Source organism: Rothia sp. 88186D007BW, from assembly GCF_053544215.1.
In genome coordinates, this window is the sequence record NZ_JBPPTR010000009.1 from 1 (window position 1) to 12,316 (window position 12,316).

11 protein-coding genes are annotated in these 12,316 nt (G+C 56.3%); 9 read left to right on the plus strand and 2 right to left on the minus strand.

The genetic code is table 11. The features are described from left to right. Positions 1 to 560 precede the first annotated feature (560 nt). From mobF to ACEE09_RS06235, 6 genes are all read left to right on the plus strand, one after another. Entirely contained in the window at positions 561 to 1,361 is an 801-nt protein-coding gene (mobF, locus tag ACEE09_RS06210) for a MobF family relaxase (RefSeq protein ID WP_449083060.1), read from the plus strand. 39 nt (positions 1,362 to 1,400) lie between these two features. Then, positions 1,401 to 1,859 carry a hypothetical protein gene (locus ACEE09_RS06215; RefSeq protein ID WP_449083062.1) on the plus strand — a complete coding sequence of 153 codons (459 nt, stop codon included), beginning with the start codon at positions 1,401 to 1,403 and terminating at the stop codon, positions 1,857 to 1,859. Then, positions 1,780 to 2,853, plus strand: a complete 1,074-nt coding sequence (locus ACEE09_RS06220) for an AAA family ATPase (protein WP_449083063.1) — start codon at positions 1,780 to 1,782, stop codon at positions 2,851 to 2,853. The genes ACEE09_RS06215 and ACEE09_RS06220 overlap by 80 nt, the downstream gene beginning before the upstream one ends. Continuing rightward, positions 2,813 to 4,321 (plus strand): hypothetical protein, encoded by a 1,509-nt coding sequence (locus ACEE09_RS06225; RefSeq protein ID WP_449083065.1) that lies wholly within the window; start codon positions 2,813 to 2,815, stop codon positions 4,319 to 4,321. Before ACEE09_RS06220 ends, ACEE09_RS06225 begins: the two co-directional genes overlap by 41 nt. 211 nt (positions 4,322 to 4,532) lie before the next feature. Then, positions 4,533 to 5,096 (plus strand): hypothetical protein, encoded by a 564-nt coding sequence (locus tag ACEE09_RS06230; RefSeq protein WP_449083067.1) that lies wholly within the window; start codon positions 4,533 to 4,535, stop codon positions 5,094 to 5,096. Positions 5,097 to 5,772: 676 nt separating this feature from the next. Further along, positions 5,773 to 6,000 carry a hypothetical protein gene (locus tag ACEE09_RS06235; protein WP_449083069.1) on the plus strand — a complete coding sequence of 76 codons (228 nt, stop codon included), beginning with the start codon at positions 5,773 to 5,775 and terminating at the stop codon, positions 5,998 to 6,000. Positions 6,001 to 6,529: 529 nt separating this feature from the next. Here the strand turns inward: ACEE09_RS06235 and ACEE09_RS06240 are convergent. Together ACEE09_RS06240 and dacB are read right to left on the minus strand one after the other, a co-directional pair. Continuing rightward, positions 6,530 to 7,315 carry a hypothetical protein gene (locus ACEE09_RS06240; RefSeq protein WP_449083071.1) on the minus strand — a complete coding sequence of 262 codons (786 nt, stop codon included), beginning with the start codon at positions 7,313 to 7,315 and terminating at the stop codon, positions 6,530 to 6,532. A gap of 372 nt (positions 7,316 to 7,687) precedes the next feature. Further along, a complete protein-coding gene (gene dacB / locus ACEE09_RS06245) occupies positions 7,688 to 9,088 on the minus strand; it encodes a D-alanyl-D-alanine carboxypeptidase/D-alanyl-D-alanine endopeptidase (protein WP_449083073.1) in 1,401 nt (466 codons plus the stop codon). Positions 9,089 to 9,303: 215 nt separating this feature from the next. Between dacB and ACEE09_RS06250 the strand changes: the two genes are divergently transcribed. The 3 genes from ACEE09_RS06250 (at position 9,304) to tilS (ending at position 12,282) form a co-directional block, all read left to right on the plus strand. Next, entirely contained in the window at positions 9,304 to 9,822 is a 519-nt protein-coding gene (locus tag ACEE09_RS06250; protein ID WP_449083075.1) for an inorganic diphosphatase, read from the plus strand. Between the two features lie 154 nt (positions 9,823 to 9,976). Then, positions 9,977 to 11,089, plus strand: coding sequence for a zinc-dependent metalloprotease (locus ACEE09_RS06255; protein ID WP_449083077.1), 1,113 nt, complete (start codon positions 9,977 to 9,979; stop codon positions 11,087 to 11,089). Further along, the gene (gene tilS / locus ACEE09_RS06260; protein WP_449083079.1) at positions 11,089 to 12,282 is read left to right on the plus strand and encodes a tRNA lysidine(34) synthetase TilS; all 1,194 of its coding nucleotides are present in this window, start codon (positions 11,089 to 11,091) and stop codon (positions 12,280 to 12,282) included. Before ACEE09_RS06255 ends, tilS begins: the two co-directional genes overlap by 1 nt. Positions 12,283 to 12,316: the final 34 nt, after the last annotated feature.

Here is a 12,316-nt window from a genome sequence, read left to right on the forward strand (position 1 = left end):
GGTTGTATGGGCGGGTGTTTGCGGTGGTGCGGGGGTTGGTGTTTTTGGCTGCGGGTGGGACTTTTGAATAAGCCTCCATACCTTTTGGTTTATTAGTGCTTTAGACGGATCTCCAAGGAAAGAGCTATAGATAGAAAAGTCTGGTTCACCGTTTGAATTCTCTAATAGCATTGTGCGGCTTATAAGTCCATAGGGCCCAACAACCCTGCGTGCGAACCCAAGGTCATTTGGCAGAGGTTCTGACAATGAAGAAAAGTACACTTTTCCTCCAATCTATTCAATTTTCACCAGACATACTAATCTTCAGTAATTGTAACTTTGAGACTCATGTTACCACGTTCAAAGCCACAAGAAGAACCAACCAGACACCAAGAGACAAACACCAGCACAAGAACACACCAAGAAGCAGGACAACAAACCCACACACCACTACACAAGAACACCCACCACCACTAAACTAGAAAACAGAGAAAAACAACAGGCACGTATGCCAAACACAGTTTGGGCTACCGCCCCGTGACAAAAACGCACACCAACCACGGCCGAAAGGAAGTCAGACAATGAAAGGCGGAATGGTCTTCTTCAAAGGCACCGGCGGACAAGCCGCACGGCGCTACCTCGAACAAGACACCCAGCTAGCAGCCAGCGGCTACTACACCGAAAACAACCAGCTCCTAGCCACCCGCACCGCCTACACCTCCGATGGGACTATCGAGGATATTCAGCTTCTGACCCCCGAGGAATACCAAGGGTGGGTTGAATGGATTGACCCGCGCACCGGCGAAAAGCGGGGCACCCTCAAAGAGCGCGTACACCCAGTCACCGGCAAAACCGAGCAGTCCGTCATGTTCGTTGATAAAACCATCAACGCCCCTAAATCTCTCTCCGTCCTGGCCGCCATTGACTCACAGTTCGCCACCGTCCTAGAACGCACCATGGGCCGAGCTGCCGAAGCTATCGGACGCTACCAAGCACAGAACCTGCACACCCGCATCATGAACCAGGGCGTGCGCTCATGGGTGCCGGTTGAACGCCTAGAATCAGCAACCGTAGTGCATAAGACCTCCCGCGAGGGTGACCCCTTTTGGCACCTGCACTTCCAGACCCTCAACCGGGTCTATGTCGGCGGACGCTGGCGGGCACTAGATACTGCCGAGCTGGTCAAGCACAACGCCACCATCAACGCCCTAGGCACCGCCATCATCAACGGGGATATGGAGCTTCGCACCTACCTGATGGAGACCGGGTACACCTTCAACCCACACACCGGGGAAATCGAAGAACTAGCCGGGTTCGTGGAGGACTTTAGCAAGCGCAACGCGCAGATTAACACCCGCAAAAAAGAACTCATTGCCCTGTGAGAAGCAGAGCACCCCGGCCAGTTGATCGGCGTGGACTTGATGAACCGCATTGACCATCAAGCCTGGGCTGATACAAGAGCTGATAAGACCAGTGAGAACAGCGCCAATTTCGAAAAATGGGCCACCGAGCTAGCTGATTTGGGGTTTGTTGCCCCTACCCCCTCTGGTCGTTCCACGCGCTTTAATGCCTTGCGGAACGCCGATAGCCTGGCCCCTGGTTTTCACCACGACGCTGCCACCTGGGTTCTAGCGCTGCTTTCAGAGCAAAAATCAGGGTGGTCAGTTGCTGATATCAAAGCCCAGGCGCTGACTTATTGCGCTGAAAACAACGTCATTGCCCAGGCCGCGGGCCTTAAAGACATTACCGGGCGTATCGTTGATGTTGCCCTAAGCCGGTGCCTGCTCATTAACCCGGACATTGACCCTTACCAGGCACCAACGCACCTGCCCCCTACTGACCTCACAGCAGGTTGTAGCTACCGAGTCCAAGCTCTTTGACTACACCAGCGCCCTGGTAGCGCGTGAAACCTCCTATGAGCTGTCCTATAGCCCCCTAGCAAAGCCCCTGAAGCTGGGGGCGCACCAGAGCGTTGATGAGCGCGTACTTACCTGGCTTTTTAGCTCACGGGTACTCACTGATGTTCAGGGCAAGCGCCTGAGCATGCCCACTGACCCTGCGCACCGTCAGGCTCTATCGGATATGGCAGGAACCCACCAGCTGGTGGTGGTCACGGGGCCTGCCGGGGCCGGTAAAACCACCTTGCTCAAAGACTCAAAAGCCGCTGTTGAAGCCCGTGGGGGACGGCAGCTCATTGTCGCGCCGTCCGCTAAGGCCGCTGAGGTTGCCCAAGCAGAAACCGGGGCGCAAACCAACACCGCCCACGGTCTGCTCAAGGCCTTCGGATACGACTTTTCTACTGATGAGCACGGGGTAACGACCTGGAGTGAACCAGCTGAAAATCACTATGTGCCGCGAGCATGGGCCTTGCGCCCGGGCGATCAGCTGGTGGTTGATGAAGCGGGCATGTTGAGCCAAGATGTGGCTGTGTGCCTGTACGAAGTCGCCTTGAAAACCGGTGCTCAGCTGGTAGTGACCGGAGATTATGCCCAGCTATCGGCAGTTGGACGCGGTGGGGTGCTGCAACAGTGTGCCCAGATTAGCCCGGTGACCACTGACCTTGAGAGCGTCTGGCGCTTTAGAACCGCTACCGGTGAGGTAGATGAAGCCTACGCCCAGCTGTCCTTGAAAATGAGGGCACGCCATAACGCTAGGGCTATCTTTGATGAGCTGGTAGACCGTGGCGCTGTTGTTCTGCACGCTGATGAAGCCAGTGCCCAGCACGCTTTATCCCAGCAGTGGCTGACCAACCAGCAGGCCGGGCGTAGCACTGTAGTTTCAGCGAGCACTAATGAGTTGGTGGCTGGTGTGAACGCTGAGGTTGCGCTTTTGCGTGGTGTTAGCGGGGGATACTGCCTATGCCCGGGATATTGAGGCTGGTCGGTTCGTGCAGTCGATGGAGGGCCAGGCCATTACGGTTGGCGATATTGTCCGTACCCGTGAGAATAACCGGGAGCTGGGTGTGCTTAACGGTAAGAGCTATGTGGTGCGGGGTGTCACTGAGGGCTTTGTGCGGGTGCAGTCCACCGATAAGGACGGGTCTGTGCATACCTTGCCGGTGGAGTATGTGGCTTCATCGGTGCAGCTGGGGTATGCGACGACGGTGCATAGTTCTCAGGGTATGACTGTTGATAGTGCTCATTTGTTGGTGACTAGTCATACGGACGCCGCTGGTGTGTATGTGGGTTTGACGCGTGGCTGGTTTGAGAATGTGGTGCATTGTGTGGCTGCGGATGTGGATGAGGCGCGTGAGCAGTTTGTGGAGGCGTTGGGTCGTGAGCGGGCTGATGGTGGTTTGGGTGCTGTGGCTGAGGGGCTACGGCAGATGCTGGCTGATACCGACCTAGCGACTGCCGTGCCGGAGGATTACCCTGCCTGGGCGTATGTGCGCGAACTCGAAGCCGGAGACGGCCTGATGGATAACAACCGCAAGTACCTTGTTGCCGGTGTAACTGACCAGGGCAAAATCTACGCAGTGCCAGCAGAGCCGGGCAAGATTGTAAAACCCAAAATCTTTACCTCACGAGGAGAAATAGTGGAAACTGTACCGGGTGGTAAGTTGCCCCAGCACCCCAAGCTCACCAGCTTTATCACTAAGAATCGTGCTTTGTTGGCCGAAGCTCAGAGGCTAACCCAGTTCACCTCTAAGACCAAGGAGTGGGTTGCCCACATCGAAGCCAACGAGGGCACCGCTAGCCAGTTCGTTCAGGCGCGTCAGGCACTGACAGAAGCCCAAGGGGGCACTGAGCAGGCCCGGCAGACGCTCGAAGCGGTGCAGGCTGATTTTTCAGGCGCTATGCGGGAGCACCAGCAACGGCTCCAGCAGGCAGAAAGCCGTTATGAGCAGGTGGTGCAAGAACGTGCTGAGGGCGGTTTCTTCAAGCGTTTGATGGGTTCTAATGCCCCGGTGGTTGAGGCTGAGCGGGCGCTGGAGCAGGTGAGGGGGCAGGTTCCCTCTGATGAGGCTGTTGTGCGTGCTCAGGCGCAGGTAGAGGCGTGTGAGCGTTCCCAGCGTCAGGCGCAGGCACGGTTTGAGCAGGTGTCAGCGTTCTTTGGGCCTGCTCCGGTTCACCCTGATTGGCCTAGTGCCAGCATTAACGCTTTTGGTGATGCTGTTGATCCTGTGTATGAGGATATTGAGGGGCAGGCGCGGGCTATGCTTGAGCGGGCTGTGGAGAATCTACGGCTTGTTGATGGTGCTAATGAGCGCTACTGGGCTAGCGACGTTCATAGGATCGGGGGTAAGTCGGCGGCTGGGTCTGATAGTTATCAGGAGCCTGTGCCTAGGCCTGAGTCTATTCCGGGGTTTGAGCCTGGGGTTAATTACGGCCCGAGCCTGTAGTTTAACTAATCCAGATAGAATAGTTGATTCTAAGCGCTTATCTATGAGATTTTTATAAGCACCTGACTAGTAAGTATGCATAAGATGTTATTTATTGTTAACTAAACCACCATTTAGTAAGTTTACTTTCTTTATAAATTATAAATACTGGTGAGATGGAGACATCGCCAATCACCGCGGCAAAGGCGCTGCGGAACGAAAGGAAAATACGATGACCACCAAGAAAGCTATCACTGGTTTTACTTCTATCGCACTAGCTGTAAGCGGAATGTGTGCGATTGTCCCGGCAACCCATGCAGATACCGTCACAACACCCATAAGTGCTGTTTCAAACACCGCTGATTCTCCTCAAGAATCGCTCAAGTATCTCGCCGTTAATGACAGCCAGGTTATCGTTGGCTCTGACGAGCTAAAGTTCACCATCAATGCTGATGGCAAGGCTATCGCAACCGATGCAAAAGGTAACTCAGAAGTACTTCCCGAAGAAGCTGTTGACCAAAATGGTAACCAGATTTTCTTGAAGTACGAAGATAACGGCAATAACGAGCTTCTTATTTCTGCAATTGCGTCTACTGAGATGCGTAGCGTGGGCAAGTGTCTGACAGGTATCGGTGGCGGAGCTGTAACTGGCGCAGGCACCTTGGGTCTTGCAGGAGCCGCAGTCGGAACCGTCACTCTCCCTGTCATCGGTACTGTGGGCGGGGGCGCAGTAGGAGCTGTCGTCGGAGGAGTCGGCGGCGGACTAACTGGAGCATCTGTCGCCTGCTTCGATTAAAGCCGAAATATTTATCTAGCCAGATAGGTTGAACAGTATGTTAGAAAGAATTCAAAACAATATTGGGCTTCCCACGATTCTACTGTATTGGGGTCTAGGTATTATCAGCTGGCTATTGTTTCACAGTTTGGGAGCTGACCAACGGGTAGTTGGCTGGCTCTTGGGAGTACCGTTTGTAACAGTAGGCGTGCTCGTGAGTGTTGGATGGCTACTTGGACGAAAACCTCAATAGCTGATCTAGTTCCCTAATAAAATAAGGAACCTCAGATTCTTTCAAGCAAAACAAGGCCCCGTAGAAACGGATTTTTCCGTCTCTACGGGGCCGGCTATGTGCTACGGGTGAGGTTATTTTTGTATGATGGAGCGCTTCGAGGGATGCAAGAGGAGGCCTTTAAAGCCATTTTGCTTGCCTTGGCCTTCTTCAGCGACGTTAGCGTTAGGCATGCAGCTCATTGCAGTGACAAAGGCCGGACGGAAGACCTCTCGGAATTTATCTAGGTTCTGCGTTTGAGAGCCAAACTGAGCCTGAAGCTGTTCCCAGTTGATATACACCAGGGCCTGGAGCTTGGGCAGACGACTGGAGAGCCAGAGGTAAATATCCAGCGCCAGGGGTGACTTGAATTTGCTGAGCAGTTTGCGCCAGGTTTCAGTTTCAACTGGGACGGCGTTGCTCTGAATGACGGACTCGAAGAAGTCGTCTGAGATCAGTCCGCTGCGTCAGGCTGAACGCGCCCTTGATGAAATCACGGCCCAGGAGCCTTCAACGGCGCAAGTGCAGCAGGCTGATGCACAGTTGGCTCAGGCTAAGGAGGGCTATGAGCAGGCTCAGCAGCGTTTGGCGCAGGCTCAAGAGGTGCTGGGGCAAGCTCCTGTACTGGCTGGGGGTGAGTTCTGCTGTGATTGATTAGCAGGGGGTTATTCATGAGCCTGATTATCAGCAGATCAGTGCTCAGACTAAGAAGCAGCAGCAGGAGGCTGTGCAGGTGTTGGGTCAGCTTACTGATTGGAGGCTTCCGGCTCAAATGTGGTCAAGGCAGGCTCAGGAGCGATTAGCTCATTCTGCTCGTGTGGCGAAGGCTGTGTCTGCTCGGCGGGCAGAGGCTAGTTATGTTTCTTCACCTCGTGGGTGGGATTATGAGCGTGGTCGGGGGCCGGGACTGGAGCGCTAGGTTCGGGGTTTGGCCTGGTGTGGGGGTGTTTGTCTTTCCCGGTAGCAGCTTCATGATTTCTCTTGGTGTACTGGTTGCTGTCAAGGGCGGGCTGCGCCCGTCGCTGGGGCGATTCGCGTGCCGCTCACCCTATGACAGCACCGGTACACCAAGAAGAGGGGCGCTGCCTATCACCGGGAAAGCTGCACTCCTGAAATACACCGAAGAGAACGGCCTAATGACAATCGCAACGAAAAATCTACCGCAGTTGCATCTTTACCCCCGTTAGGGCTTTTGCCTCCAGCACTCAATAACTTGCGATTCATTCGCCAGCCAACTACCTAGCTGAGGGTCAATAGCTGCCACTAACCGCACCGTAGCTCTATGAATCTCAGGTACTCCCATATTCAATAGACTTTCATGATGAGCTACACGATTCCGTGCCACATGCATCTGTGTTAATCGATAAGAAATCACATACGGGTTCGACTCATAGGGGAAAGCTAAAGACAAAGCCTGATTCCAGAGGTCTAATTGTGAGTTTTTAGTACGAACCTGGTCACGGTTAAGAGGATCACTCGTGTTCAAACGCCCATCAGGTAGCAAATGTTTCCAGGTGCCTAAAGTGATATGAGCAAGGACATCATCATGTGTAATTGCAGCACCGTGCCTGGGATGGGAGAGAACTCTAGCGTTGAGGTCTTGTTTGGCTCTGAAGAAGGCGGTGTCGTATTCGGAAATTAGCCTATTGCCTCGTTTTGAGAAGATGAGGTTTGCGAGTTTCTGAGAGGGGTGTTTAAGCCATTCTTCGGACCCTCCACTTGGGCGGCGGCGGGGATCGCGGCGGTGTAGTGGGGCACCTGTTTGATTGTGGGTAGAGCCGGGGCGTTGGGGCTGTTTGAGGTTCCAGGTGCGTAGTTGTTGGTCGATGGCTTCGCGGATAAAAATTTCTGCGTGGCCGATAGCTTTATTCATCTCTTGGGACAGTTGGCTGTTCCAGAGATAGAGTTCTCGCTGTTGTGCAGCAGTAGGGCGGGTGCTTTTGTAGGGTGCGAAGCGTTCGGCTGCCATGTAGTTTTCAAAGCTGAACATGAATGGGTGTGCTCCGTCTCTGTGTGCGCTGAGAGTGATGTTACAGGAATCTAATTTAGGTTCTGGTAGGCTAAGAGGCAGAAACCGAGCCACCAGCTTTCATGCTGGTATCTAAGAGACTCTGGTGTATTTATCGAGAAATGCTCCCTTGCATGCTTCTAAGCGTGTGAGGGCTTTCTTTTACCTTGATTCGATGCTGCCAGATAGGCAGTAGGCTCCCGCTGCGGGATGAATCAGCAGTGGAGCAAAACCATCTCCAGAAGGGTTTTGCACCAGTAAAAACTTTTAAGAAATCTGTTAAGTCCTTAAAGGACAGCACCAAAAATTTTCCTCTGACAGCGATGGTTGAATCTACTGCTGACTCAGTTGAGCGGCGAACCGATCCATAGTGTTTTTGGCGGCATTGGTATCTTCAAGGTCATTCATGATGACCGAAAAAACCAGTACCCGGCCCGAGTCCGTGACGGTGTAGCCGGTCAGTGAAAGCACCGAGTTGAGGGTCCCGGTTTTTGCGCGAACCACTCCGCGCCCGCTGAGCTCATCAGCGTCATTGAAACGATTAGCCAGCCCCAGAGTGCCACTGTAGCCCGCCACGGGCAGACCCTGTAAGGCCAGGCGTTCGCCTGAGCTTCCCTTGACCGCTCGTAGGGCGATACCGGTCAGTAGCTCATTGCTGACCTTGTTATTCATAGACAGGCCACTGAGATCGACCTGGGTGTAGTTGGTGGGTAAGCCCGCCTGAGCCAGGGCCTCACGCACAGCGGTGATAGCTCCTTGGGTGGAGCCGTCGCCGCCGGTGAGCACAGAGAGATTACGGCCCAGGGTTTCTGCCAGGGAATTATCTGATTCTTGCATCATGAGGGCTGACTGTTCTGCTGCGGTGGCAGATTCTACGGCAGCGATTTCCCGGCCCTGGCTGGGGGCAGCTACCTGCTTACCTGCGGTGAAGGTGAGCCCGGCGTCCGCCCCCAGCCTATTGAGGGCTGCTAGTAGTGTCTGCTGCACTTCTGCTGGGGCCTTGCTGGGGCGGCTGGTACTTGGGGCGGTGCCGTCGCTGGTGGGGGAGTAGTGGGAGTAGAAAGCCAGCGGGGTGACAGCACTGATAAAACCGGAGTCGATATCTTCCTGGGCCCATTCGGGGTTGAGAGCATCACCGGCGAAAAGGGTGGTGTCCAGGTTGAGGCTAAGAGTGGTGTCGCTGATGCCCTGTTGTGTGAGGGAGTCGATGGTGTGCTCTGCCAGGGTTTCGATACCTGCATGGCCCATGACGGCGGTGGGGTTCGAGTGCCCAGGAACGAGCAGGGTGTCGCCGCCAGCAACTAGGGTGAGGGTTGAACCGTCATTGAGGTGCACGGACGTAGTGAAACGGGCTTGCGGGGCGGTGGTGAGTAGGGCGTAGTCCACCAGCAGTTTCATGTTGGACGCCGGTGTGCGGCTAGCCTGGGCATCACGGGAGTAGAGGGCCTGGCCGGTCTCTGCATCAAGAACCTGGGCGGAGATAAGACCCTGGCCTAGGCTGTCGAGAGTTTGGTCTAGTTCCTTGCTGAGGGCGGCAGTATCGAGGGGGGCCCCTGTGCTTGTTTCTGCAAGAGCGATGGGGGAAGCGCTCAGGGCGGGGGCTACTGAGGCTTCTTGGAGGTCCTGGGCCTCTTGCCAGGCGGGTACTGCCCAGGCCCCTGCTGCGGCGCACCCGGCTGCGAGGAGGGCGGCGACCACCCAGGCTGTGAGTGGGCGTTGGCGAGAAGCAGTCATGAAACCTCCGCAGGTTAGCTCTTAGGGGGTAAAAGGGGTCCTTCTAGATAAGCCTATAGCCTGCATGAGGAAATAAGAGCATGTAATACGAGTGACACTGGCGTGCCAGCCCTGTAATAAGGGCTCCAGATGGCTGGTTCTCAGCTAGACTGATATGCCGAAACCCCTCGCGCATAGTGCGGGCCTAACATATCACTCAACCAGGAGGTTCCCCCTTGGAACTGGACGTCACAATCGAAATTAACCGCGGCTCACGCGTCAAGTACGAAATTGACCACGAAACCGGTCGCCTGCGTCTGGACCGCGTACTGTTCACCTCCATGCAGTACCCCACCGCCTACGGCTACTTTGAAGACACTCTGGGCGAAGACGGTGACCCGCTCGACGCCATGGTGATGCTTGATGTTGATGTTGTTCCTGGTGTGCTGGTTGAGGCCCGCCCCATTGGCGTTTTCCGTATGACTGATGAAGCTGGCGGTGACGACAAGGTCCTGTGCGTACCGGCAGATAAGCGTTATGACCACATCCAGGAAATCGGCGATGTCGCTGACCAGCTCAAGGAAGAAATCAAGCACTTCTTCGAGCGTTACAAGGACCTGGAGCCCGGTAAGTGGGTTAAGGGTGAGGGCTGGGAAGACCGTGCTTTCGCTGAGAAGCTGGTTGCTGAGGCCGAAGAGCGCTTTGAGAAGTCACACTATGAGTCCGCTGCTGAAGCTGAAGCAGACGAGAACTAAAGACCTGGTGGGGTAGCGAAAGCTAACTAGTGCCCCCGTCGGGATAGGAGGCTGAGCCCTGTATGGGGCTCAGCCTCCGCCCCTTTAAAGGTGCGGACGCCGGTGGGCGGCTTGGGTAGGCCAAGGCGGTAAGGAGCCGGTAGAGTGGGTTCCCATGAAGCTCAACTTCTCCCTGGCCCATAAAATTGCAGGAACTTTGGCCCCAGCTGGCCCTAGCGCTGAGGTCGCTACCAAACGCAAAGCGGTTGAAGAGATGCGCTATGCCGCCACAGCCGCTGTTGATTATGTGCACGCTATTACCCAGCTAGCTGCCGCCGAGAACCTGCACGATTCTGAACTGCTCATTGTTGACCGTGCCACCTGGGTTAAAGCCAACACCCAGTCCTTTGACGTGATTCTGGGTCCTGTTGCTGAGCGGGTGCTAGGTGACCGTCTCGCCAGGCTCTCTAGTACTGAGAAAACGGTGACCGAGATGGGTGGGGCCGCAGAAATTGGGGCCGTGCTGGCTTTCCTCTCTACCCGCGTCCTTGGCCAGTACGACCCCTACGCCGCGCTAGCTGGCCATGGGGCACCCGGTGGCCGCCTGATGATTGTGGCCCCTAACCTGCTCAAACTGGAAGAAGAGCTCAACCTTGACCCGGCGGATTTCCGTCTCTGGGTGGCTCTGCATGAGCAGACCCACCGGGTGCAATTTGCCGCTGCCCCCTGGTTGCGTGACTACCTGCTGAATCTCATGCATGAGCTGGGTGAAGAACTGGGGCAGACCACCGAGAACCTGCCAGAGCGTATCGCTTCTGCTGCTACCGGCGCGGTGCGGGGCATGAAGAGGCAGGAGGCACCTGGGGCGAGCCTTGAGGCTGCGACTAGTGGTGCGGCCCTTTTGCTCAGTGACCGGGGGCGGGAGCTTCTTGATCGTGTCACCGGTGTCATGAGCCTTTTGGAGGGGCACGCTAATGTGGTCATGGATGCTGTTGATTCTTCCATCGTGCCGTCCGTTAAAACTATTCGCCGCCGCTTTGAGCGCCGCAGTCAGACCCAGGGTTTCTTCCCCCGGTTTATGAGCAAACTGTTGGGTATGGACGCCAAAATGGCCCAGTATAAGAACGGTCAAAAGTTTGTGCAGGCGGTCATCGACCAGGTGGGCATGGAGCGGTTCAACCGTATCTGGCAGGCCCCTGAGAATCTGCCGACTGTGGCTGAACTTCATGCCCCTGCCCGCTGGGTTGAGCGGGTCCTGGGTGTAGACGTGCAGGAAGAAGGCAAATAGTGCCGCAGCGTAAAACTCGTTTGAACCCGGTGGTAGGTGCCGCCCGCCGCGAGGTGGCCGGGGTGCTGGATCAGGTGCTGGGGGCAGGTACGGTAGCCCCCACCGGTTCGTCAGCGCACCAGGGCAGAGGCGCAGAGCCTGGGCAGGTTCCTCTGGTGCTGGCTGCGGTTTCAGGTGGTCCAGATTCGCTGGCCCTGGCCGTCTTGCTGGCCCATTTTCATCGGCGTCAGGACGTGCGTGTGGGCGCGGTGGTGGTAGATCATCAGCTTCAGGACGGTTCAGCTCAGGTTGCGCACCGTACAGCTCAGACCCTGCAGGAGCTAGGTCTTAACCCGGTGCTGGTAGAAACTGTAGCCGTTGAGGGCGGTCAAGAGGGCCCTGAGATGGCTGCCCGCACTGCCCGTTACGGGGCTTTTGCGCGTGCTCTTGCCACAACGGGGGCTGTGGCTGTGGCCTTGGGGCATACTCTTGATGATCAGGCTGAAACTGTGCTGCTGGGCCTGGCTCGTGGCTCTGGGACCCGCTCCCTAGCCGGTATGCCCGTGGACCGCACCGAGAACCACCTCGCCGGGCCGGTGCGAGTTATTCGCCCCCTGCTGGCCCTGCGCCGGGCCGAGATTGAGCAGATTTGCGCGGATGCAGGCCTCACCCCCTGGCATGACCCCACCAATACTGACCAGTCGCTTATGCGCGCCCGCGTGCGCCACAGCGTCCTGCCTTACCTGGAAGAGCACCTGGGCGGTGGGGTAGCTGTTTCCCTGGCTCGTACCGCGACCATTGCGGGGGCGGACGCCGACTACCTGGCCTCCGCGGCAGAACAAGCCCTCCCCCATGTGCTATTTGGTGCGGACGACATCGCCCCGGCCGGTACCCCTATGGAGGGTTTGCTGGGGGTGGATCAGGGTCGCGGGCTTGTTCTGCTCAATCGCACCGCCCTGGCCGGTCTGCACCCGGCGGTGCGCACCCGCGTCCTTGCCCTGGCCTTGGAGAAAGCTGGCGGTATCGCCCCGGGGTTTGAGAGGCTTGCCGCCCTCGATACTTTCGTGAGTGAACATTCTATTGCTGGGCCGCTTCAGCTGCCTGGGCATGTTTCTGCTTACCGGCGCCGCCCTGGCGTTACTATTAGGCGGGCAGGCCAGAGCTATAACCTCAAAAAAACCGGCCTTATCGTTTTACTCAACACCACCCCATAAACCATACTTAAAGGTGAACACGCACTTCGCCCCG

What these genes read in the sequence shown, in the direction of transcription:
- mobF (WP_449083060.1), top strand. Translation starts at nt 561, where the DNA reads ATGAAAGGCGGAATGGTCTTCTTCAAAGGCACCGGCGGACAAGCCGCA.
- ACEE09_RS06215 (WP_449083062.1), top strand. Translation starts at nt 1,401, where the DNA reads ATGAACCGCATTGACCATCAAGCCTGGGCTGATACAAGAGCTGATAAG.
- ACEE09_RS06230 (WP_449083067.1), top strand. Translation starts at nt 4,533, where the DNA reads ATGACCACCAAGAAAGCTATCACTGGTTTTACTTCTATCGCACTAGCT.
- ACEE09_RS06235 (WP_449083069.1), top strand. Translation starts at nt 5,773, where the DNA reads ATGACGGACTCGAAGAAGTCGTCTGAGATCAGTCCGCTGCGTCAGGCT.
- ACEE09_RS06240 (WP_449083071.1), bottom strand. Translation starts at nt 7,315, where the DNA reads ATGGCAGCCGAACGCTTCGCACCCTACAAAAGCACCCGCCCTACTGCT.
- dacB (WP_449083073.1), bottom strand. Translation starts at nt 9,088, where the DNA reads ATGACTGCTTCTCGCCAACGCCCACTCACAGCCTGGGTGGTCGCCGCC.
- ACEE09_RS06255 (WP_449083077.1), top strand. Translation starts at nt 9,977, where the DNA reads ATGAAGCTCAACTTCTCCCTGGCCCATAAAATTGCAGGAACTTTGGCC.